At 43.8% G+C, this 23518-nt stretch carries 22 protein-coding genes and 1 other RNA gene; 6 read left to right on the forward strand and 17 right to left on the reverse strand.

Annotated features, from left to right (window positions below; all coding sequences use genetic code 11):
- From BM528_RS09590 to BM528_RS09625, 8 genes are all read right to left on the reverse strand, one after another.
- Complete coding sequence (locus tag BM528_RS09590) at nucleotides 1-612, reverse strand: energy transducer TonB (RefSeq protein ID WP_071979604.1); 612 nt, start codon at nucleotides 610-612, stop codon at nucleotides 1-3.
- Nucleotide 613: 1 nt separating this feature from the next.
- Nucleotides 614-1012 (reverse strand): ExbD/TolR family protein, encoded by a 399-nt coding sequence (locus tag BM528_RS09595; RefSeq protein ID WP_071979605.1) that lies wholly within the window; start codon nucleotides 1010-1012, stop codon nucleotides 614-616.
- Between the two features lie 11 nt (nucleotides 1013-1023).
- The gene (locus BM528_RS09600) at nucleotides 1024-1548 is read right to left on the reverse strand and encodes a MotA/TolQ/ExbB proton channel family protein (protein WP_071979606.1); all 525 of its coding nucleotides are present in this window, start codon (nucleotides 1546-1548) and stop codon (nucleotides 1024-1026) included.
- A 1-nt stretch (nucleotide 1549) separates the two neighbouring features.
- Nucleotides 1550-2908, reverse strand: coding sequence for a MotA/TolQ/ExbB proton channel family protein (locus BM528_RS09605; protein WP_071979607.1), 1359 nt, complete (start codon nucleotides 2906-2908; stop codon nucleotides 1550-1552).
- A gap of 6 nt (nucleotides 2909-2914) precedes the next feature.
- On the reverse strand, nucleotides 2915-3676 hold the full coding sequence (locus BM528_RS09610; RefSeq protein ID WP_071979608.1) for a DUF3450 domain-containing protein: 762 nt from the start codon (nucleotides 3674-3676) through the stop codon (nucleotides 2915-2917).
- A gap of 308 nt (nucleotides 3677-3984) precedes the next feature.
- The gene (locus tag BM528_RS18380) at nucleotides 3985-4317 is read right to left on the reverse strand and encodes a 2OG-Fe(II) oxygenase (RefSeq protein ID WP_083595251.1); all 333 of its coding nucleotides are present in this window, start codon (nucleotides 4315-4317) and stop codon (nucleotides 3985-3987) included.
- 599 nt (nucleotides 4318-4916) lie between these two features.
- Nucleotides 4917-8183 (reverse strand): TonB-dependent receptor domain-containing protein, encoded by a 3267-nt coding sequence (locus tag BM528_RS09620; RefSeq protein ID WP_071981249.1) that lies wholly within the window; start codon nucleotides 8181-8183, stop codon nucleotides 4917-4919.
- A 323-nt stretch (nucleotides 8184-8506) separates the two neighbouring features.
- The gene (locus tag BM528_RS09625; RefSeq protein ID WP_071979609.1) at nucleotides 8507-9604 is read right to left on the reverse strand and encodes a tryptophan 2,3-dioxygenase family protein; all 1098 of its coding nucleotides are present in this window, start codon (nucleotides 9602-9604) and stop codon (nucleotides 8507-8509) included.
- A 300-nt stretch (nucleotides 9605-9904) separates the two neighbouring features.
- Between BM528_RS09625 and BM528_RS09630 the strand changes: the two genes are divergently transcribed.
- Nucleotides 9905-10210: a late competence development ComFB family protein gene (locus BM528_RS09630; protein WP_071979610.1), complete on the forward strand. Its 306-nt coding sequence runs from the start codon at nucleotides 9905-9907 to the stop codon at nucleotides 10208-10210.
- Nucleotides 10211-10239: 29 nt separating this feature from the next.
- Here the strand turns inward: BM528_RS09630 and ffs are convergent.
- Together ffs and BM528_RS09640 are read right to left on the reverse strand one after the other, a co-directional pair.
- An RNA gene (gene ffs, locus BM528_RS09635) (signal recognition particle sRNA small type) lies at nucleotides 10240-10336 on the reverse strand.
- Between the two features lie 83 nt (nucleotides 10337-10419).
- Nucleotides 10420-11478 carry a Glu/Leu/Phe/Val dehydrogenase dimerization domain-containing protein gene (locus BM528_RS09640; RefSeq protein WP_071979611.1) on the reverse strand — a complete coding sequence of 353 codons (1059 nt, stop codon included), beginning with the start codon at nucleotides 11476-11478 and terminating at the stop codon, nucleotides 10420-10422.
- A 194-nt stretch (nucleotides 11479-11672) separates the two neighbouring features.
- Between BM528_RS09640 and BM528_RS09645 the strand changes: the two genes are divergently transcribed.
- Nucleotides 11673-12140 carry an Lrp/AsnC family transcriptional regulator gene (locus tag BM528_RS09645; RefSeq protein ID WP_032094572.1) on the forward strand — a complete coding sequence of 156 codons (468 nt, stop codon included), beginning with the start codon at nucleotides 11673-11675 and terminating at the stop codon, nucleotides 12138-12140.
- 110 nt (nucleotides 12141-12250) lie between these two features.
- Here the strand turns inward: BM528_RS09645 and maiA are convergent, their stop codons facing one another.
- The 7 genes from maiA to pspA all read right to left on the reverse strand — a co-directional run bounded on the left by maiA (nucleotide 12251) and on the right by pspA (nucleotide 18443).
- A complete protein-coding gene (gene maiA, locus BM528_RS09650; RefSeq protein WP_071979612.1) occupies nucleotides 12251-12904 on the reverse strand; it encodes a maleylacetoacetate isomerase in 654 nt (217 codons plus the stop codon).
- A gap of 49 nt (nucleotides 12905-12953) precedes the next feature.
- A complete protein-coding gene (locus BM528_RS09655) occupies nucleotides 12954-13964 on the reverse strand; it encodes a fumarylacetoacetate hydrolase family protein (protein WP_071979613.1) in 1011 nt (336 codons plus the stop codon).
- A gap of 254 nt (nucleotides 13965-14218) precedes the next feature.
- Nucleotides 14219-15775 carry a transcriptional regulator TyrR gene (tyrR, locus tag BM528_RS09660; RefSeq protein ID WP_071979614.1) on the reverse strand — a complete coding sequence of 519 codons (1557 nt, stop codon included), beginning with the start codon at nucleotides 15773-15775 and terminating at the stop codon, nucleotides 14219-14221.
- Nucleotides 15776-16010: 235 nt separating this feature from the next.
- Complete coding sequence (phhA, locus tag BM528_RS09665) at nucleotides 16011-16811, reverse strand: phenylalanine 4-monooxygenase (protein WP_071979615.1); 801 nt, start codon at nucleotides 16809-16811, stop codon at nucleotides 16011-16013.
- Nucleotides 16812-17002: 191 nt separating this feature from the next.
- Nucleotides 17003-17452: an envelope stress response membrane protein PspC gene (gene pspC, locus BM528_RS09670; protein ID WP_071979616.1), complete on the reverse strand. Its 450-nt coding sequence runs from the start codon at nucleotides 17450-17452 to the stop codon at nucleotides 17003-17005.
- Nucleotides 17449-17688, reverse strand: a complete 240-nt coding sequence (pspB, locus tag BM528_RS09675) for an envelope stress response membrane protein PspB (protein ID WP_071979617.1) — start codon at nucleotides 17686-17688, stop codon at nucleotides 17449-17451. The genes pspC and pspB overlap by 4 nt, the downstream gene beginning before the upstream one ends.
- 71 nt (nucleotides 17689-17759) lie before the next feature.
- Nucleotides 17760-18443 carry a phage shock protein PspA gene (gene pspA, locus BM528_RS09680; RefSeq protein WP_071979618.1) on the reverse strand — a complete coding sequence of 228 codons (684 nt, stop codon included), beginning with the start codon at nucleotides 18441-18443 and terminating at the stop codon, nucleotides 17760-17762.
- 319 nt (nucleotides 18444-18762) lie between these two features.
- On the opposite strand from pspA, the gene pspF reads away from it, so the two are divergent.
- Genes pspF through BM528_RS09700 form a run of 4 tightly spaced genes read left to right on the forward strand, consistent with a single transcriptional unit; the run spans nucleotide 18763 to nucleotide 23517 of the window.
- Complete coding sequence (gene pspF, locus BM528_RS09685; protein WP_071979619.1) at nucleotides 18763-19872, forward strand: phage shock protein operon transcriptional activator; 1110 nt, start codon at nucleotides 18763-18765, stop codon at nucleotides 19870-19872.
- Nucleotides 19873-19875: 3 nt separating this feature from the next.
- Nucleotides 19876-21609 (forward strand): ABC transporter substrate-binding protein, encoded by a 1734-nt coding sequence (locus BM528_RS09690; RefSeq protein ID WP_071979620.1) that lies wholly within the window; start codon nucleotides 19876-19878, stop codon nucleotides 21607-21609.
- Nucleotides 21606-22637, forward strand: a complete 1032-nt coding sequence (locus tag BM528_RS09695) for an ABC transporter permease (protein ID WP_071979621.1) — start codon at nucleotides 21606-21608, stop codon at nucleotides 22635-22637. Before BM528_RS09690 ends, BM528_RS09695 begins: the two co-directional genes overlap by 4 nt.
- Entirely contained in the window at nucleotides 22624-23517 is an 894-nt protein-coding gene (locus BM528_RS09700) for an ABC transporter permease subunit (RefSeq protein WP_071979622.1), read from the forward strand. The genes BM528_RS09695 and BM528_RS09700 overlap by 14 nt, the downstream gene beginning before the upstream one ends.
- Nucleotide 23518 lies beyond the last annotated feature (1 nt).

Here is a 23518-nt window from a genome sequence, read left to right on the forward strand (position 1 = left end):
TCATTGCTCCAGTTTGAAGTCTAGTTGTACGAACATACCAGTTTGTTTAACAGCTTTGCCATCAACAATCTTAGGCTTGTATTTCCATTTGCGAAGGGCACGGCGTGCCTCGCGGTCGAAAATACGCTTTGGTTCAGCTTCGATAACTTCGATATCATCAACACCACCAACTTCGTTGATAGTGAACGACAACCTAACCCAACCTTCACGGCCATCACGCGCCGCTTGAGGTGGATACTTAGGATCGATACGAACGATAGGCGTTGCTTCACCATCACGCTGCATTGCACCAACGCCACCAATGTTTACACCAACACCACCTGTGTCTACAGCTGGAATAGCTAGGCTAAATCCGTCTGTGTCAGGTTCCGCAGCTTCCGGCTCAACTTGCTCCATTTTTGGAGGCTGAGGCGGTGGAGGCGGAGGTGGAGGCGGAACACGTTGACGCGTTTGCGTCTGGTCGTCTGGTTCCTGCATCACAATATCGATCACTGGCGCAGGCGGCACTTCGTCTGCAGGCCTAGATGAGTTTTCAATCAACTTAGCCATTAGAACGAATAGGGCAAATGCAACACCAGCACCTAATAATATAGATACAATTATACGTAACATCTTATCCCCTTGCCGCTACCGAGACTCGGTTAACGCCAGCGGCTTTAACCTGATCCATTATCTCAACTACTAAACCATGCTTTGCTTTAACATCAGCTTGGATGATTACGTAGTCAGTTGGCTGCTCGGTAAGCAGTCTTTCAATATTCGCTCTTACGCTGTGCGGCTCTACTTCACGTTTATCTAACCAAACGTTTCCATCTTCAGTTACGGCGATAAAAATGTTGGCGTTTTTGTGAAGAACCGCCTGGCTCGCATCTGGCTTGTTAACTTCAATCCCTGCTTCTTTAACGAAAACAGTGGTAACGATAAAGAAGATAAGCATGATGAAGACAATATCCAACATGGGAGTCATGTCTATCTGTGCATCTTCTTCCTCGGTTCTGACTTTTCGAGCCATAATCTCTCTCTCTAATGATGTGGCAGGCTATCAACTAGCCCTTCTCTTGCCAGCTTCACTTTCGCTTCAAGACGTGAACTGATGAACAGTCCAGATAGCGCTGCTACCATTCCCGCCATAGTTGGGATTGTAGCCATAGAGATACCAGCAGCCATAAGACGTGCGTTACTGGTTCCTTGTGTGGCCATTGTCTCGAAAACGCTGATCATTCCGGTTACCGTTCCAAGTAGTCCAATAAGAGGACACATTGCAATGATGGTGCGTATTATCAGCATTCTTGCGGTTAAGTCGTCTGACGCTTGAGAAATCCACGCGTCACGGATTCTATGCGCATACCATGAAGTGGTATCAGCTCGTGCATCCCATTTAGCGATGATGTCTTTCTTCACCTTTGGAAAAACAGAGGTTAAATACCAATAACGCTCAATCATTAAAACCCACATGAGAAAGAGCGCGGCAGCAACGAAGTAAAGTACGTCACCGCCGGTAGCGATAAAGTCCCTGACCGATTCGAATAATCCAATCAGGTAATTCATATTACGCCTTCTCCGACTCTGTATGAGCAGCAACGATGCCCGCTGTTTGCTCATCAAGAATGTGGATGATTGACTTGCTGCGAGAAGCTACGATGCTGTGAGTAAGAATTAGCGGAAGTGCCGCAATAATACCCTGAGCAGTAGTTACAAGAGCCATTGAGATACTTCCTGCCATCATACGTGGGTCACCAGTACCGAATAATGTGATGGTTTGGAACGTCTCAATCATACCAAGTACTGTACCAAGTAGACCAAGTAATGGTGCAATTGCTGCGAAGATCTTAATTACGTTAATGCCGCTTTCGATACGTGGAAGTTCACGAAGAATTGCTTCATCAAGTTTAAGCTCTAAGTTTTCTGCATCGGCATTTTTGTTCTCTTTGTATACTTTCAGAATACGACCAAGAGGGTTGCCTTCAGAAGGGTTGCTTACATTCTTGAGCTGTGAGCGCATTTTGCCGCCAACAATAGTAAGCGTGATCAGTTTATACACACCAATCAGTAGACCAATAGCTAGCATTAGCGTGATGGTATAACCAACTGGGCCACCTGCGTGGTAACGCTCTGACATAGTTGCTTTTTGCTTCAATAGGCCAAGAATTGCACCTTGTGAAGGGTCAGCATAGAAAGGTACAAGACCAGACGTTGCATCAATTAGGTCATTAGCAGACGCTACAAAGTGCGCATCAGGCTGACGGCCAAGAGGCTGTACAACTTCTGCTTCAGGATCGTATGCCAAGTAACCGTCTTCACCGATTAGGTTAAACGTACCGATACGAACGATTTCTTGCTGTGATGAACCACCGTCTAGGTTTACTACTTCAGTAGTGAACTTAACAACGTCACCGCCTTCAGTCATTTCTTTTTGAAGTGCAAACCATAGGTCTTCTAGTTCTTGAATGTTAGGAAGACCTTTAGAGTCTTCAGACATTGCTGCTAGGAATTCACCGCGGCCTTCAAACTGAGCACTAACAATTGATGTAGAGATACGACCGTGAGCTTCAGAAGATGCTTGACGAACAACACCGAACATTTCGCCAAGAGTACCTGTTGCTTGGTCTAATTCAGCTGCCTTTTCGTTCAACGTTACTTCGTTATCAGAAAATTGCTGCTGTAGACGATCGCCACGATCTTCTTCAGCTTTAAGTTCGCTTTGTGCTTTTCTTAAAAGCGCCTGCTTATCAGCACGAGCAGATTGGAACTCCGCCTCACGCTGTTTGTCTAGACGTGCTTCAGATACACGATTTTGCTGGACCTGGTCTAACAGATCCTTAAGGCTCTTTGCTTCCTGAGCCTGTGCTCCGGTTGCCGCAACTGCAACTGTTGCAGCGGCTAAAAGAGATTTGAATACTGGTTTCATTAACAATTACTCCGCTGCACTAATTGGTAGTTTGATTAGATCTGCAGGAATGACGTTGTTAGCCATCTTAACTGCATCAACAACTGATGAAAGATATTCATCACCAAGTTTTTCCCATGTGCGGCTCTCGTTATTCCATACCCACGCGTGAGTTTGGTCTAGTGAAAGCGCTACTAGTGCTGCACGGCCTAGGTTAAAGAAGTCAACAGTAACTTCTGTACCTGCATCGTCAATCGTACCTTGGTAAGAGTTGATCTTAGTGCCGTATTCAACTTCAACTAAGTATGCTTCAAGAACCTGACGGAACTGCTCAGAAACAGTAACGTTAGAGTTAGCCATAAGGTCACGTAGACGTTCTACACGCTGAAGACGCTCTTCAAGGTGAATAGGACGGTCTAGTTTGATGAACTTCTCTAGACTGTCGATCATACGGAACATAAGCGGAACAATGCCCTGCTTAGTTTCTTCGATGCTGTCAATTTGACGCTGCAAAGAATCGATCCCGCGCTGCTGGTCAGCAACAAGGCTAGCTAGATAATCATTGTAGACTTTTAGGTTTTCTGTCTGATCTACTGTTTGACGATACTCTACAAGTAGCTCTTGAGATTGTTCAAACAACGTGTTGATTTTTTCTTGCGATTTCGCCGCAGCCGCATGAATTTTCGCTTCTTCTCTGTGAAGATCTTCAAGCGTATCTGCAGAGACTGCGCTACCTGTTAGTGCGAATGCACCCATAACAGTAGAAGCAATAAGAGTTCTCTTGCTCATTTTGGACATAGTTCCCAACCAAATTTCTTATTTGAATCCTCGCCGATAGGAAAATATTCGGGCAAGGGGCGTATTAAATTTTTACAATGTTGTTTCAAAAATGTGGTACCTGTGGCGCTAACCAGTACCACGAACCTATTATACTCACATGGAATGTAAGGGTTAGTCAAGCAACACTACACGGCTAGCAAGGAAATGGCGCGCTGCCTGAACAAAAAACAGACACCTCGGAACGTACAACCTCGTACTTTAGTTTTGTTACTTACCCATTTAAAGTTTCACGCGTATTTTGTTTTAAAATTGTTGCGTTATCGTTTACCAAACCAGCCCGTAAGAGCATATCGTGGTTTTTTAGCGAACGGCATGAGATAAGTTACGCTGTGAATATTTTCTACTGTGAATATGCTTAGGGTATTAAAATTCGGAGTCCAACTTTCAGTGGTAGTACCATCTTCATTAAATAATTGCACCAATCCGCCCCAGTCTGGATGCCATTCTGGCGACAAGTTAAATACGTAAGCTAATTTTCTTCCTTCTTGTTCCACCACATCTTTGTGACGAGTGAGAAATTGGCCAGGTACAATCCGAGTAGCCTGCATACTGGCATAATTCAAATCTCCCACCCCAGTCATTTCACTCATAGCGCTTAATACCCTTTAGCTGTTTATCGCTGAAAAGAAGTGGTTGAGTACTGTATTAGTCTCATTTTCACTAATATCGCGTCGCCCGAAAGAAAAGCCATTTCCTTTCGCCGCATTTTCCACGAGATTGAAATAGATTTGCTTTCTTTGTTCGTCATTCAACGCTTTCCACTCTTAAGCAGAAACCACTATGCGTTTGCCATCAACCGTCATAGCAGTATCGAAAGTCACATTTTCACTCAACGCTTGGTATAAGTGAGCTGCTTCTTCAAAAGACAAAATGTCGCAAACACGAAGTTTTTTGAGTTAGAAGTGACGAGGCAATCAAAATATCGAGTAGGGTGAGGCTTGCGCCTCATCCCTCTCACAGAACCGTACGTACGGGCCTCGTATACGGCTCCTGCATACTTCATATCACTTGCTAAGCCCTTGCCATTCGGATTATCTTCCCCTCAGTCAGGGTGATTCAGGTTTCTTTCAACCTGACGGGTTTGCCAGCTTCGCTGGGCAAACAAAAAAGCCGCCCTTCGAAAAAGGGCGGCTTTGTTTACTTTTTATACTCAGCAATATGTTTACTGAAGAGTACTAAGCTTTTTTACTTAAAACTTATGGTTAACACGTAGGCTGAATCGACGGCCTAAACGCTCATCAATACCAAAATGGCCTGCAGCAAATGCAATATCGCCATTTTCGTCTGGTTTGCGATCAAGAAGGTTCAGTATGTTCAGCTGTATATTTGTCGATGAATCCAGAGTATATCCGATACTTAGCTCATGAATCGCACGCCAATCAGTCTCGTTGGTGAAGTTACCTTGGAAAGTACCATCTTCAAGCTCAGTATAACTATCCGCGTATAGACGCTGATCTAACGCATCAATTTTAACTGGGTTCTGCCAACGAATACGATGACTTACGATCCAGTCTTCGTACAACCAGTTGATATCAACCGTACCAATCCAATCAGGGTCGGCAAAGTCACCAACATCTTCCGTAACTTCTGCGGCAGGAGTTGCCTGGAATTCGTTAGTAATATTATTTTGCGTCGATGAATTCACACTCAAGTTACCGTACTCGCCTAAATCATGAGTATAGAACAATGAGATAGAAACCGCTTCAAACGTAGAAAGTGCAACGTTCGCCGGCTGATTACGAGCTTCAATAACTTGGAAGTCATCGCCACGTACAAATGTATTACAAGCTGGTTCATTCGGGAAGTTATTGGAGTCATAACATGTCGCCGCCAACGTTTCAAAATCAACTTGAGCAATAAAATCTTCAATTTCTAGATTATAGTAGTCAACACTCAGCTGAAGGCCCTCTACAAACTCAGGCGTGTAAGCGAAACCGTAAGAGTAGGATTTATTAGTTTCAGCGCCTAGTTCTGGGTTACCCGAAATCAAGCCTGTTGGGATGGTTCCGTCTTGAATGCTTGAAACAAAGGTGTCGGTATCAATACCTTGTGATTCACAGTTGGCTTTTCGTGCTGCTGGATTTGGACCTAAGCCCACAGAGCGTGCATCACAAGGGTCATCTCCAGATATGAATGATTGTTGCTTAGGCTGGAACAATTCATTTATAGATGGGTTCCTAAACGCCGTTGCATAGGTAGCACGGAACGAGAGGTCATCAATTACCTGCCACTTCATGCTGGCTTGGTAAACGTCCTCTTCTGTTGTTCTGTCTTGGAAACCTGCAGGCGCATTTGTATTGAACTCTTGATTTCGGAAAGCACCGCTTAATTCAAAATATTGAACAAAGGGGATGTCCATATCTTCAGATACGATTGGTGCAACAACCTCAACATAATATTCATTAGTGTCGAAACCACCGCTTACAGGACGGTCAATAGTTGAACGAGTAATAGGAACACGTCCGCCTACTGCAGGCTCGTAGTCACCCTTTTCTATACGACGCTCAACACCAACTACGAAATCTAGTGGGCCTGCGGGAAGTTCGAACGCTGTACCACCAATGTTTGCCGTGTAAACAGTTTGCAAGTTACTCGCTTGAGACATTTGCGAACCACCAGTGATGAAGTCTAGTGCCTCAGGCGATGCTTGAGACCCGAATAGGTTAAGCGGTTGACAGCCATCTAGGAACGGAAGGTCCTCATCAACAAGACCCGAACCAGAAGCACGTGAGTTAAATCCTTCTAGTGTTCCTGCCGCTAAATCTGCATAGGCACCACAAATAATGTCTCCACGCTGGAAACCACCGGTGAACTGAGAGCGAGCTCCCTGTAGAGCAGCCAACGCATCATCTAGTGTGTCTAGACCCTGTTCATCACGAATTCGTTCAAGCATAGTGTCGTCGACACGCTGTGCATCAACTGCATTTAGGAAGCGACCATCGACAATACCTGTAGTTCTGATATTAATATCTGAACGGCCGTGAACTACAGACACATCCCAGTAGAAATCTCTGTCTAAAGCTTCGAATTCGCCCTCTAACATACTGCTTGCACGCCAAACGTGTGTTTCGTTTGAGTTGCCACCAAGGCTCACTAGATCATTGTTAAACCGGTGAACAGAAAAGCTGTCTGCGCCGTACCCAGTATTTACTATCGTCGAGCGCGCCTGTTCAGATAGGAATGGGTTGTTGATACTCATGTTAATAGCAGCAGATGTCCCGCCGAAGAAACCGGTTTGGAAACCACCTTGGTTTACCAATTCACTTCCTTTTGTGTTCGCATACATGAAATCGTTTTTAATTCTCACATTATCGGCAAGGTCATAATTAAATGACGCGTATGTGTTCATACGTGAGGTAGGAGAGCGAATTTGCGCCACGCTGTCGAAGAAATCTAAACCACAAACGCCTTCGCCACCTTGGGTAATCAAGCTACGTGCTTGTACTGTACCTGGCTGGCACTGTTGTAGGTCCCCATTTTGGCTGAACTCGTAAAAGTTTCCGTCTGGCATAGAGCCCAACCCAAACGCCGGAAGAAAACCACCGCCGGCAGGAGTGATAGCACCATTCTGTGTAAACAGCTGTAGATTTAATTCATTATAAACAAGACTTACAGATTGTCTGTCGGCTGCGTCAACCGTACCGTCGCCATTGAAGTCATCTGGCAAACCATCTCCATCTAAATCAAGCAACTCGTTTTGTGCAGAGTCAAAACCTGGATTGTTGTTACACAAAAAATCTTGGTCGCACAGAAGCAAACCATTGTTTCGTGTATACTCAATACCGAAAGTTATATTACCGCGACCATCGTCGAAATTACCACCACCTAGTGCGCTAATTTGGAATGTTCTAGCATTGCCATCTTCGTTACCGTCGTACTGCGCAGTTACCTCAAAGCCTTCATAATCATCTTTCAAGATTACGTTAACGGTACCTGCGATTGCATCAGCACCGTAAGTCGCAGCACCGGTTAGTGGAACCACTTCAATACGTTCAATAAGCGCAACTGGTATGGCGTTAATGTCAACCTGAGAGCCACCCTGAGAAGCAGATTGAGAACTTACAAAACGCTTACCATTCACTAGTGTAAGCGTTCGTGAGGTTCCAAGGTCAAACAAGTTTGCTTGGTTTTGACCAGCATTCTCAGCATCCTGAGCGCCAGCAGGAGTTAGTGAGCCACCGAACAATGGCGATGCATTAAGTAGGTCTGCGGCGTTTGTGAATCCACGCACATCTAAATCTTGTTCACCAAATGAGAATACAGGTGCACTCTCGCTCAGCTCAACGCGGCGTATACGAGAACCTGTGACCGTGATTTTTTCAACTGCTTCATCAGCAGTTGCGTCGTCGTTCGTTGTTTCTTGTGCCAATGCAAGATTACTTGCTGATACTGCGAGTGCAGAACCAAATACGCAAGCTAACTTGACTGACGTAGCCAACTTAGAATTTTTAAACATGTAAGTCTCCCTGGACCTAGTATTTTTGTCTGTGTGTTTTTTTTCGCTTTTGCGAATATTTTTGTAAGGCTTTCGCCCAGCTTCTATAGAATACAAAAAACGACTGGGGGTCAATACGCAGTGGTACAATTGTTTGCTGAAAAGTTCAATTTTTTTTTGAATAAAGTCACGAATTGTAAAGCCTTGCGTACAAAACATACTTTTATTACATTTTTCTTAATGCATGGCTACTTTTTACACTAAAGTATAAAAAGTAGCCATGCAGCAGCGTTATCGAAAACGAGAAAAAGCTTTTTACAGTCAAAAAAGTCGACGCTTGAGTCTTAGCTTATCGAATTTAAATAAAATCCAAGCTTTCGTTTTATGGCATTCGGTAACTCGGGTAAGGCCGATTTTGGCAACAAAAAAGTAGCCATATTAAAAAAATCGAGAAATATGCGATTAGACTCAGTAGTACGTTTTAAATAATGATGGCCAGAAGACCCACCGGTACCAATTTTGGTACCCAGCATTCGTTGTACCATCATGGCGTGCCGATAACGCCAGATGGTTAACTGTTCATCAATTTCAGTTAATGCTGTAATAAGTTGAAAAGGTAGATTGAATACTGGCTCTTCAGAATATTGCTTTATAAATAAGGCTGACAATAAGGCTTCGTGGCTAAGCCTAAACTTGTCTTCTTTGCGCAGCTTTTCGAACTTTTCATGGTCGAACAGTGCATCAAAGTTTTCTGTGGTAGACTGCCAATCTTTCAGCTCTTGACGCTTATCTGCAGTTGAGAGAGTGTCGTTTGTAGATATTGTGTCGTGGTCATCGGTAAGCATTTCTGCGGTGGCTTTTTTATAATACTCCCAAAAGTCGAAATCATCGGTTTTTAGTAATGGCATTCTTGATAGCCATTTATCGACCAAATCGAATAGGCTAGGCTTTTTCTCTAAGCCTTCAAGCAATGCTCTGTCATCATCTGTTAGGCGACTATAAAAACTCTGCTTATCAAAATCGACGCGAAACTCTCGCTTTAACCCAAGCGAAATTTCCAACCGCTTGAATTGAATGCTTTGGAAACCAGAGGCAGGCACCAAATAATCTCTAAATGAAAGAAACTGCTGCGGCGTCATGGTTTCCATTACCGCAATTTGATCATTCATTAATCGCTGAATGGTAATCACTCGCTGCAGGCGATGCACAACCTGAGTGAGCTGCTGGTCTTTCACTACCTCTTGATTGAACGTATCAATTGTGGCGTTTAGCTCGTGTAGAATTTGTTTAAACCACAACTCATAAACTTGATGCACAATAATAAATAGCATTTCCTCGTGCGCTGCATCTGAATACTTTTCACTTTGAAGTTTTTGTGCGCCGAGGATTTTGTCTAACTGTAAGTAGTCACCGTAATAGCAGGGCTCTATATTCTTTTTCATAATGTTTGTCTCTGTCTGGGTACTGATATACGCGAAGCCGTTTTATATAAACCTTGCCACTTACTTTTGCTTTTCTTTCTATTAAATTTTCCCTTTATTTATTTTTCATTGTGGCGTATTCGACTTATATAGAATACAAGCTATACCTTAATAGTGACAGGGCACTGTCTATTGAGTAACGTAAACGACTGTAGAAAAAAGTGTGCAATTTGAGCGATATGCATACATTCAAGCGCGCTATCAAATTTTTTGCTGAACCGCAACGAGTGGCGGTTACCCAACGGATGAGAGGTAAATTTAATGAAACTTGATGATGATATTCATAACTATTACGAACATTTGGTTTTGGAGCGAATAGCAAAGTTAGGATTGGATAAATCAAAGTCGGCAGACTATCTTGCAGACTTGTGCTGTTTGGCACTGAATCAAGTGCCACCCCGCTATATTAGGTTTGAAGTAGACATGGCATTTTACCTGCCTCAGAGCGAACGGAAACAAATGGAAATGAACGTGGAGTATGCCATAAGCAAAGCGCTGCGGTTTTTGAATGATGCCGAACATGACGCTGAAAGAAGCGAATCACAAAAAGAAGAACAAGCAGACTAGTTGTAATTATGAGAGGAGTTTGGGTGGCAGGCCTCCAGCCACATCCCGGCACATGAGTCGTCTGCTGCGGCTGCTCCCTTCCAGGCCTGACCGAGTTCACAGAGTATCATTGCGGGAGGACCAAAAGCCCACCATAGAAAACTGCAATTAACGAGTCGCTTGCGCCCTCCTAATTGCGGGGCGCATTATGACTATTTGAATGCTAAGTTTCAAGCCTTATTAGAAAATCTCTCTTCCGCTATTACATTTGCAATTCGATTGGTGGCTGTATTTTCTTTTTCGGCGCGAACATATATTTCTTTAAGCGTGTCGCCAATTTGTTCAATGTGTGCACGCAATGCTTCATTCGAGCTAGATTCCATGCGCTGATGGAAAATATCAATAACGCCACCAGCGTTAATAACATAATCAGGCGCATACAGAATGCCTCGCTGGCTTAGCAGCTCACCCATCTCTTCTCTGGCTAGCTGATTATTTGCCGCGCCTGCAATGACTTTCGCTTTGATATCTGGCAACGTCTGGTCGTTTATCGCCGCCCCTAATGCGCAAGGTGCAAGTACATCTACATCAAGGCTTAGTATGTCTTCTGGGGCAATTACTGTAGCACCTAGCTCTTTTTCGGCTTTTTCTAGACCTTCAGGGAAGATGTCAGCAACGTAAAGTTTCGCGCCTTCCTCGTAAAGGTGCTTGGCTAGTCTGTAGCCAACGTGTCCCATTCCTTGAATAGCAACAGATACACCATCTAAGCTGCGCTTTAAACCGAACTCTACTGACGCTTTAAGCCCAACAAAAACGCCGTATGCCGTCGATGGTGCTGGATTGCCATTCGCCTCTTCTCCAGCGTAGTGATACTTTGCGCTAACACCAGCGATATAGTCAGATTCTTCTGCCATGATTTGCAAATCGGTTACCGCAATACCCGAGTCTTCCGCAGTAAAGTATTTGCCGCCTAACGAATCAACAAACTTACCCATTGCTCGCATCATTTCGGGTGTTTTGGCTTTTCTAGGGTCGCCAATAATCACTGACTTACCACCACCCAGTTCAAGATTTGCCAGTGCTGCCTTGTATGTCATGCCCTTTGATAATCGCAACACATCAGTCAGCGCTTCGCTACTATTTACATACGGCCACATACGGCACCCGCCAAGCGCTGGTCCAAGGTTAGTATTATGAATAGCAATTATTGCACTAAGCCCCGCTTTCTCATCGTGATAGAAAGCCACGTGCTCATGATTATCGAATTCTGAGTGGTCGAAGACTGACATACATTCCCTATTTTTTATTTGCCGATTATTCGCTCTAGTCTAGCCGAAGACTCTGAGGACAAGCGTTGCGAGTTTCTTACATGGTTTTTGTAAACCGAAAGACAAAGGAAATGAATACTATTTTACTAGGACAGCTATCCTATAATTTTTTTTACTATATAATAGCTATCATAAGAATGATGGAAATAGCTGTTATGAAATTAGATAAGTTTGACCGTGAAATTTTGCGCGTCCTACAGCAAGATGCCACAGTTTCTATGGCTGATTTAAGTCAACAAGTAGGACTTTCTCACACACCGTGTTGGCGCCGCGTAAAACGGATGGAAGCCGACGGTATCATTTTAGGTAAAGTCACCTTACTCAACAGTAAAAAGTTAAATTTAGGCGTGTCGGTTTTTATCTACGTCACACTAAAAAATCACGATGGCGACTCGCTGACAGACTTTGAAACTGCGGTACAAAACATCGATGAAATTGTCGAATGCCATACGACCAGCGGAGAGAAGGATTATTTGCTGAAAGTCATTGTTGAGAGCATTGAAGAGTATGAATTTTTACTAAAAACCAAATTGACTCACTTACCTTTGGTTGATCATTTAAGCTCCACGTTCGCGCTTAAACAGGTGAAGAACACGACAGAACTGCCGATTAAGCGTCAGTAGATATTCAAATAAAGAAGGGGCCACATAATCGTAGGCCCCTTAAAATTGAATGTCGTTTTGACTATTTGCTTTTAAACACGCTTCTTTTTACTTCACTTCGACAACAACGTTCACGTAGCATCCACTTGGTTTTCTGGTCGAGCCTTTTCAAACGCATCTAATTCGTTGCAATTATCTGCAATCTTGCTGATAAGCGGATAGTGGTTCATATCAACATTAAAACGCTTTGCATTGTAAACTTGCGGCACTAGGCAAATATCAGCCATAGTAACGTTGAAATCGAAGCAGTACTTCCCTGCTTGGGTTTGAAGTCGCTTTTCAATTGCATCAAAGCCTAATGTGATCCAGTGGGCCGCCCACGTTGCCACATCGTCTTGGCTTGCATCAAAGCTTCCTTTAAGTGCGTTTAACACACGTAAATTACCTACAGGCTGGATGTCGCAGGCAATATCTTGCGCGAGGGCACGAACTCGTGCTCGCTCATTTTTGTGCTCTGGTATGAGTTGATGCTCACTGTCAAACCGCTCGTCTAAATACTCAATGATAGAAAGCGATTGGTTTAAAATGATATCTTCGTCTTCATCGACCAGCGTAGGCACAAGTTCAGCGGGGTTCAGGCGCGCATAATCCATACTGTGCTGCTCACCGCCGTTAGCCACTAAATGAACCGGCACATATTCGTACTCTACGCCTTTCAAATTAAGTGCGATTCGAACTCTATACGTTGCCGTAGAGCGCCAATAGCCATACAGTTTAATACTCATCTCACTGTTGCTCCCATACATTAAATAGGGTTGAAAATAGCATCAAATTTTAGCGCAACGGCTTAACTTGCTGTTCGATTGCACCAAAAATGCTAACGCCATCTTTGTCGAGCATTTCCATGCGAATGCGGTCGCCAAACTGCATAAATGGGGTTGACGGTTTGCCGTCTCGAATTGTCTCAATCATTCTCACCTCAGCAATGCAGGAATAACCTACGCCGCCTTCCGAGATAGCTGAACCATGTTCTGTTCCCTGTTTGTTCGACACCGTTCCTGAACCGATAATTGCACCGGCACCTAAATTGCGACTTTTAGCTGCATGGGAAACGAGCTGACCGAAGTTAAACGTCATGTCTTGGCCAGCTTCAGGCTTGCCAAACAACTCGCCGTTATAAATAGAACGCAGCGGTAAATGCACTTTACGGTCTTGCCAAGCATCACCTAATTCATCTGGTGTCACGGCTACCGGGGAGAAGCTAGAAGCAGGTTTAGATTGAAAAAAGCCAAATCCTTTCGCTAACTCGCCTGGAATAAGTCCACGAAGAGACACGTCGTTTACTAACATGATTAAACGGATGCGCTCGGCGCCCTGCTCAGGTGTACACGCCATTGGTACATCATCAGTAACAACGGCCACCTCACCTTCAAAGTCGATTCCCCACTCGTCACTGGGCAAAATGATATCGTCATTAGGGCCAATGAAGTCATCTGAACCGCCTTGATACATCAGAGGATCGGTCCAAAAGCTTTCTGGCATTTCAGCACCGCGAGCTTTTCTCACCAATTCAACATGATTAACATAGGCGCTGCCGTCTGCCCATTGGTATGCTCTGGGTAGTGGAGACTCACATCGGCTCGTGTCGAAAGAAACACTCTCGCCAACATTGTCGTTTAGTTGCTCGTAGCGGCTTTGCAGTTGCGGAGCAACCTCTTGCCAATTATCGAGTGCATGTTGCATTGTAGGTGCAATGTCGCTAACTTCGCAGGCCCTTGCTAAATCTCGTGATACCAACATCAAGATTCCATCTCGGCTTTCGTTTTTATACGTTGCAAATTTCATTATTTTTCCTCGATAAACAATTGGTATGTTAACAATAATTACATTTATGCCATTACATGCGGGTGAAAGAGAAGTAAGTAGAGGCACAAGTTTATCGTGGGTGTAAGAAAGGGTGTACGCGTAGATTATGAAAATGGCAGGTAAACACCTAAGCTAGCTTGCCGTAGACGTGTTGTAAACCAAACACAACACGTCTATATCGGTAATAATCACTTAGCTAAAAAAAACAAATTAACAGCGTATTATAGTGAAGCCTAGAGTTTTACCGTCGCTTTATTTATGCCGTATTCTCGTAACTTGTTTGCTATGGCCGTGTGACTTAACCCCAGCTTTTTTGCCAGTTGGCGAGTACTTGGGTAAAAAGGGTAAAGACGCTTGAGGAGGTCTTTTTCAAATTTTTTCACCTCTTCGTCAAGTGTCCCTTCAAAGTTCTCATCAATATACGTAACACTAGGAGCACAACTAGGCAACTGAATATCTTCTTTGGTAATTTCTTTCCCATCAAGAAGCGACAGAGCGCGATAAAGCGCATTTTGTAGCTGCCTTACATTTCCAGGCCATGGATATTGCTGTAAGAAGTCGACACAAGACTTACTTAATTTCGCAGGTCTGCGCCCTAGCTTGGTACTGTGCTGCAAAATAAATGACTCGGCTAACGGCACAATATCCTGCCTTCTATCTTTCAGCGACGGCATAACAAGGCTTAACACGTTAAGGCGATAGTAAAGCTCTTTTCTAAATCGCCCCTCTTCTACTAGCTGACCTAAATCTCGACAGGTTGTGCAAATAAAACGTACGTCCACAGAAACCGGCTGTGCATCCCCTACTCTTCTGAACTCGCCGTCTTCTAGCACCCTAAGCAATTTAGCTTGAAGCTGGGAAGACATGTCTGCAATTTCGTCTAGTAGTAGTGTTCCCCCCTTGGCCTGCTCAAGCAGACCCACTTTACCGCTTGACTGATTGTAAGTGCCAGCGGCACATCCAAATAGTTCGGTTTCCGCTACGCTGTCTGGTAAAGACGCACAGTTTAAAGCAAGGAAAGCGCCTTCACTGCGCCGACTCGACTGATGGCAAGCCCGCGCTATCATCTCTTTACCTGTACCGGTTTCACCAAAAATCAAAATGGGCGCGTCTAAATCAGCCACGCGTTTTGCTTCATGAACAGCGCGCTTCATAAAAGACGACTGAGTGACAAACCTGTCAAAACTGTCTGTGGGAGACTGGTGAAAAGCAGTAAACTGCTGGCCTAGCCGCATTTCAGATTTCAAAATAACCACGGCTCCCGCCATGATACTTTTCTGCTCGCCATCAGCTACAGTAATGGGCAACATATCTGCAAGATAATCTTGTTGAATAAATTTTACTTTTGACGATTGCGGGCCGGGCGCTTTGCCGTCCATCCACTTCGTAAAGTTAAAACCTTTGACAACTTCACTTATCTCCATGCCGATTATTGTTTCTGAGGGAAGCTCTAATCCAGCACTCACCGCTTCATTGCAAAGAAGAATATGGCCTTTTGCATCTACAGAAAATACTGGGTCTGGCAATGTGCGAAGTATGGCCGACAGTTGATTTTTTTCACGCTCGCCGGGCATAAATAACGTGGTTTTGACATCGTCGATACCGTCAATTCTACGAATTTGGGGCATGAGATGTTGAAAATCTTCAAATTCAATGTTTGGGAAATTAAGAAAGATTTTTCCTACCGGATCTATTTCGATTCCGCGTAAGTCTATTTCTTTGTTTACGAGAATATCCAGTACGTCTTGAGCAATACCAAGACGGTCCTGACAGCTGATTTCTAGTCGCATAGGGTAAATTATTTATTTGTAAAGATATATGTACAAGATATCATACTTTTACAAAAAGATAACAAGATAATTGTTACTAAAAATTAAAAAACGGGACAGTAGGAAAAATACTACCACTAAAAAAGGGAGACATATTCTGTCTCCCTTTCTTTAATAAGTTTGAAGCGATTTAGACACTTTCGGTTAATATACACCCAGGACTATTAATGTTTTGGGCAGTTTCTAGCACCTAAAATTAACCTGCTTTTTTCTCTTTCGGCTCGAACAAGGGTTCGAACAAACCTAGCGATTTAGCTTTACCAACAAGCGCCATAATGTCCATCTCTGCCAGCTCAAAAAGATGATCAAACTCTGGAAGTATATAATACAGGGGCTGCATGATATCTATTCGGTAAGGCGTTCTTAGCGCATCCAGTGCCAATAGAGGCTTTCTCACAGGCACATCACTGTCTAGCGCATAAATGGTCTCACCCGGGGACGACAATATACCGCCACCATAAATTTTTAACTCGTCCTTTGCTTTCACTAAACCAAACTCGACGGTAAACCAGTACAGGCGTGCAAGATAAATCCTGTCTTCCTTACTCGCAGCAAGGCCAAGCTTTCCGTAGGTATGGGTAAAGTGCGCAAAAGCAGGGTTTGTCAGTAATGGACAATGACCAAAAACCTCATGGAAAATATCGGGCTCTTGAAGATAATCAAACTCTTCTCTTGAGCGGATAAAGGTAGCTACTGGAAATTGCTTGTTCGCCAGTAGGCGGAAAAATTCTCCAAAAGGAATTAACGCGGGCACTTCAGCAGTTTGCCAACCGGTTTTCTCTTTGAGCACTTTGTTAATATCCGGCAATTGAGGAATGCTATTCTCACTCAAATTCAGCAGGTTCAAACCGTCTATATATTCATCGCACGCTCGCTCTTTCACTAACGGAATTTGCCGTGCGTAAAGCTCAGACCATATCTGATTTTCTTCTTGCGACCAGGCTATATGACCTTTATCGTCAGATTCTCGCGATGCATATTGCGTTGTTTTTGGCATAACTTCTAAACCAATAAATTGCTGATTAACTTGATGGTTAGTCTAACCAAAAAGAATCTTCCGAAAAGCATTCCACTATATTGAGCTGCTCGAAACACTGTAACAATGTTTTTACATAAAGCCATAAAGGGCTGATTAAAAACAAAAAAGCCACCTACATTGAGGCGGCTTCTTGTTACTATGAGCTAAAGTTATAGCCTGCTAATTTCTCTGTTTAACTGGTATTCTTTTGAGGTGACATAGGTTTCTATTTTACGTAACCGAACTTCGGTTTTTTCAAAACGTTTTTTTATGTCATGAAATGCTTGCCTCGGCGGCTCACCGGCTTGCCAAACCTTGGTTTTCACTTCCACTTTTGCTTCTTTTGTTTGGCTACTCGCGGGGTTTACCCAGCCCTTGCCCTTTGAAAACTCCTGTGGGGCGGCTTTGCTGCCCTCTAGGTGTTTAGGTTTTTTATCCAAGATAAACCAAGCGGCTATGTACGCAACAAAGATGAACGGACCGGCTAATAAAAAGAAACCGGTGACAACGAGGATCCTTACAAGCCATGTTTCTAATCCAAAGTATTCAGCAATACCTGAGCATACTCCGGCTATTTTTGCGTTGTCTGAATTGCGATAGAGCTGCTTTCCATTTCTCATGCTCTATTCCTCCACTCTGGAGCCTCACTATCGAGAATAGATTCAAGAGTCTCGATACGTTCACTCATTTTCTCAGCTTTGTCAGCCAGCGCACTTAACTCTGCATACTCTTCAGAACTTAGACCCTGATTCACTTGTTTTTTACTTCGATAGTGCAAAATTAACCAAATTGGGGCGACAAAAATAGTAAACACGACTAAAGGCATTACTAATATCGCAATCATTCCTTCTTCCATCTCGAATTCTCCAACAGTCTCTGATTTACCAGCTTCGCTTAGTCGCGAAGCTGGACGCAAGTTCTTATTATTTATTCAGATTTTTCAGTATTTTTATTGGCGCTTTTCATTTTTGCTTTAAGCGCAGCAAGCTCATCATCAACCTTGTCACCAGCTTCCAGTTCAGCAAACTCATCGTTTAACGATTTTCTGCCCAAGTCATAGGCATCTACTTGCGACTCTAAATCGTCAATTTTACGCTCATACTGCTCAAAGCGCCCCATTGCGTTATCGACCTTGCTGCTATCGAGAGTTTTCTTAACCTCAAGACGCGAACTCGCTGTCTTTTGACGCATAATAATGGTTTTTTGACGGCTTTTCGCATCGGCAAGCTTTTCTTGAAGCTGACCTATCTCGTCCTGTAGCTTGCTAATTTGCGCCTCAACATTAGCGAGTTCGTTTGATAACGTTTCTGCTGCGTCTGCAGACTTTTTCTTTTCTTGCAGCGCTGCTCTTGCTAAATCGTCTCTGTCTTTGCTTAATGCAAGCTCTGCTTTTGACTGCCAGTCTGCGGCATCGCTCTCATATTTAGAAATCTGACTAACAATTTCTTTCTTGTTAGCAAGGGTCTTTGCTGAGGCAGAGCGCACTTCAACCAGCGTGTCTTCCATTTCCTGAATGATAAGTCTTACCATCTTTTCCGGATCTTCCGCTTTGTCTAAAAGCGAATTGATATTTGAGTTCACAATGTCTGTAAAACGCGAGAAGATACCCATAATAATTACCTCTTAATAGAAATCTGGTCATCATGTAATCTTGAGAAAATATGACTGAGCCTGTTTTAGTACACTATTGATACGTGAAAGTCTTAGTGGACCACTGATACTGATTATTTTGTATTGAAACTTACCCTTCTTGTGTATGTCGCTTTTCAAAATACTTGTTGGTATGTTTATTCAATATGCTTGCCAACCTTACCAAACCTGTAAGCGCCTAAAATTTCAGCCTTTTTTTAATTTCAAATAATACTCGTTTATCAATTTTTTTTGTTCTACACTATTTGTTAGTCGAAATGACTAACTAATGAGAGATTTAATGAGTAGGTATCGCCAGCAAGACAATTTGCTAGGACAAGCAAATAGTTTCTTAGAAGTATTAGAGCAAATTTCACAAATTGCCCCACTAGACAAGCCGGTGTTAGTTATTGGCGAACGCGGTACAGGTAAAGAGTTAATTGCAGCACGCCTGCACTTTTTATCGAAGCGCTGGGATCAGAATTACGTAAAGCTGAATTGTGCAGCATTAAACGAAAGCTTACTAGAAAGCGAGTTATTTGGTTACGAGGCTGGAGCTTTTACGGGTGCAGCTAAGCGGCGAGAAGGTAGGTTCGAAGTTGCGCATAACGGCACACTTTTTCTTGATGAACTTGCAAACACGTCGGGGCTAATTCAAGAAAAGCTGTTGCGCGTGGTGGAATACGGTGAGTTTGAACGTGTTGGAGGGAGTAAGTCGGTAAAAACTGACGTACGCTTGATAGCTGCTACCAATGAAGATTTACCCGCCTTAGCCGATGCCGGTGAGTTTAGAGCGGACCTACTCGACCGCCTTGCTTTTGACGTTATTACCATTCCTCCTCTTCGCGAACGAAGAGAAGATATAATGATGTTAGCTGAAAACTTTGCCATCAATATGGCAAGAGAAATGGAAATGGAGCTTTTCAGTGGTTTTACTGAAAAGGCCAAGCGCACATTACTCGAATACGAATGGCCGGGTAACATTCGCGAATTAAAAAATGTAGTGGAGCGTGCGGTTTACAGAACGAATAATCCACATCTTCCGGTACATGAGATTGTTTTAGACCCTTTCGAGTCGGCATTTAGACCAAAGGGAAGAGTTCGCACTCAAGATAGAGTAACAAGCGGTGCCACCAAAGAAGCCCCTAAGCCTGAGGCAGCACCTGCTAACGTGGCAGACACGGTTCAGGAGGTTTCCTCTACCAAAAGTTCACTGCCCACAGATTACCCCATCGATCTTAAAGAACGCTCACAGCAATTTGAGATTGATATTATCAAACAAGCTCTCTCAGACAGTCAGTTTAATCAGAAAAAGACAGCAGAAAAACTAAGCCTAACGTATCATCAACTAAGAGGTTACTTGAAAAAGTACAATCTCTTAGACTCATCTGCACAAATCAGTGAGGATTAATTGATGTCAGCCAGTATGTTAAAACGCGTTGCAGTATGTGCCTTAACGGCAGTGTGCGTGGTGTCTTGCGCAAAGCAAAACAAGCAACCCTTTTACAGTACTGGTGTGGTTTACTGCTCTGAGAGTAACCCAGTTACATTTAACCCGCAGCTTGACACATCAAGCACAACATCTGATGCGACATCGCATCAACTTTACGACAGATTACTCGACTTCGATCCAGACTCTGGCCGTATTGTTCCTAGCCTCGCTAGCAGTTGGCTGGTGTCAGACGACGGTTTAACTTATGCCTTTCAATTACGCAGAGATGTTGAGTTTCACAATACCGATTACTTCACCCCTTCTCGTAACTTTAACGCCAGCGACGTGCTCTTCAGCATTAATCGGTGGCGATTGCCCACCCACCCATTTCACAACGTTTCGAATGGAAGCTATCCCTATTTTGAAAGCTTAGGATTAGCCGACAACATAGCTAATGTAGAAAGAGTAAATGGCTATCGCGTAGAAATTACGTTGAAACGCAGAGACAGTTCGTTCTTAGCTAACTTGGCTACTGATTTTTCTGTGATTTTGTCTCAGGAGTACGGCTCTCAACTTTTTGAAGAAGGCAACCCAAGCCAGATTGATCAATTGCCTGTTGGAACCGGCCCTTATAAATTCGAAAGCTTTCGAAAAGATAGCTATATCAAATACCTTCATCATGAAAATTATTGGCGCCGAGATATTAATGCTAGCGCAAATGCCCTTACTGAAAATATTGATGAAGGTATAGAAGGGAACACCGAGGACAATACTAAAGATAACAATGAGGAGCTTGGAGTAGCCAATGCCGACACTAGCGTAAAACAACTTATTTTTGATATTACGCCTCGAAGCTCTCTAAGGCTGGCAAAGCTGATGACTGGAGAGTGTGACGCTACCGCTTTTCCTGCGCAAACCGAGCTTGAAGTTATAAGAAATAGAGAAGACTTAACCCTTGCTGAAAAGCCTGGCCTGAACATTGGTTTTTGGGCTTTTAACACTCAACGGGCTCCTTTTGACAACCCAAATGTAAGACGTGCCTTAGCCATTGCAATTGACAAAAACACGCTTCTTGAAGCGGTATATTTCGACAGTGCTTCCCGAGCTAAGAGTCTTCTACCGGCGGCTAGTTGGGCGTATCAAAACGACGCTGACGATACAGCATACAACCCTGTTTTAGCGAGAAGACTGCTCGCCGAAGCGGGAATTGAGCCGGGCTTCTCAATGACAATTTGGGCAATGCCGGTAGAACGCGCATACAACCCTAACGCGATGAAAATGGCTGAACTGATTCAACGTTATCTGCGAGAAGTGGGCGTAGAAGCCAACATTGTGACTTATGATTGGAAAACGTTTAGGCGACACCTGCAGGAAGGATTGCACGATTCAGTATTAATTGGCTGGTCTGCAGATAACGGCGATCCGGATAACTTTTATCGCCCGCTACTGAGTTGTGGCGCTATCCCCTCTGGCACAAACCGAGCCATGTGGTGCGACAAAGATTATGATAGGCTAATTAATGAAGCGTTAAAAACAGAAGATCTCGACAAGCGTAGAGCCATTTATCATCAAGTAAATAGACTCATGTTTGAACGCCTTCCGCTTGTTCCAATTGCACACGCTTATCGCTATCAAGCATACAGAAATGAGGTGAAAGGGATGACCATCAACCCCTTTGGCGGCGTTCGTTTTGGTGGAGTAGAAAAAGTACTGTGATTCGGATCCTAGCTCGCTACAGCATTCTTTTTGTGCTAACCCTTCTGGTGTTGGCGGTGATGTCGTTTTCGCTCGCGTATCTATTTCCCGGTGATGTCCTGGCAAATCTCACTGGTATTGTGCCGGCTAACGACGAACAAAGAGCCGCTTTGGAAAAGCAATTTCGCCTAGATCGGTCTTACTTAGTTCAGTTTTTCTATTACATGGGAGACTTGTTTAGTGGCGAGTGGGGTTACAGCTTTACTTCCGGCATACCACTGCGCGAAGAAATTGGAATTGCCATGCCGGCTACTATTGAGTTAGCCACTTACTCCATGTTGATGGCACTGGTTATTGGTATTCCGCTTGGATACTATGCTGGCATGCGTTGCTACTCTTCCTCCGACTACATCATTAACACCACCAGCATTACAACTTACTCTTTTCCGGTATTTTGGTTTGCATTATTACTCATACTCGTTTTCAGTCTTCAGTTAGATAAGGCACCGCTTTCAGGCAGAATAAGCTTGTTATTTGATGTTGAGCCCGTGAGTGGGTTTATATTAATAGACATTTTACTCTCAGATTTGGAGAACAAGCGATTAGCATTTAAAGATGCTATGTCTCATCTCACACTTCCTACTATTGCCATTGGTGCTATATCTACAGCATCGATAGTGCGAATCACGAGACGCTCGGTGATTGACGCAAAAAACCAGCCTTACATCGCCGCCGCAATGTCTAGGGGATTGTCTGGGAGCCAGATTTTTTTTAGGCACATACTCAGAAACGCGCTGCTTCCCATATTGCCGCTAATGGCGATTCAAATAACCACGCTTATCACTAATACTATGATTGTGGAAACTCTTTTCTCATGGCCTGGTATTGGCAACTGGCTCATTCAGGCTATTTATCAACGGGATTATCCGGCTCTTCGCGTGGGAATGCTGGCGGTATCCTCGCTGGTGATTATGCTCACCATTACAGTTGATATGTTCAACAGACTTATAGATCCAAGCAGAGAGAAGTACGAGCATGCCGCAATTTAGTTTGTACGAAGAAGAGTTTCACCCCTCTCCTTGGCAACGTACATGGCGAGCGTTCAGAGCCAGCCACATTGCCATGGCCGGCGCTGTGCTGCTTGCCATATTTGTGATTTTTGCTATTTTCGCACCGCTTCTTACGCCATACGGTGCCAATGAACAAAACATAGACGGCCTTTTAGTACCGCCTAGTTGGATGGGTAATGGCTCCATATCTCATCTCTTCGGCACCGATTCGCTGGGAAGAGATTTATTTACTCGAGTTATTTATGGGTGTCGTATCACCTTGGGCTCCGCCTTTATTACGGTGGTACTCGCTATGCTAATTGGCGTAAGCCTTGGCGCTTTTGCAGGCATGCTTCGCGGTGTGCGTTCAAGTATTGCCAATCACTTTCCCGATGCGCTTATGGCAATTCCAACATTACTCATTGCTATTATCATCGTTGCTATATTCGGCACTGGGCTAGTCAATAGTATGTGGGCAATTACGTTGGCTCTCATTCCTCAGTTTGTTCATCATACCCGCAGCCTTGTGCGCAGTGAAATGAAAAAAGACTATATTGTGGCATCCAAGCTTGATGGTGCAAACAAGTGGCAATTGTTCACTTACTCAATATTACCCAATATGACTGAAATGCTAGTAGTTCAAGGCACTATTGCGCTATCAATAGCAGTAATCGATATAGCGGCTCTTGGCTTTTTAAATTTAGGCGCACAATCTCCGCTACCTGAATTAGGTGCCATTTTATCTGATGGTCTGGATGTAACCTACTTAGCTCCATGGAATGTTGCTCTACCCGGAATGACGATTTTTCTTCTCGTGCTTTCTATAAATGTAGTAGGCGACGGACTCCGTTCTGCCTTAAGAAAAAGGGTTAATCACTAAA

The sequence above is a fragment of the Alteromonas sp. RW2A1 genome, assembly GCF_001886475.1.
Taxonomy (GTDB): Bacteria; Pseudomonadota; Gammaproteobacteria; order Enterobacterales; family Alteromonadaceae; genus Alteromonas; species Alteromonas hispanica.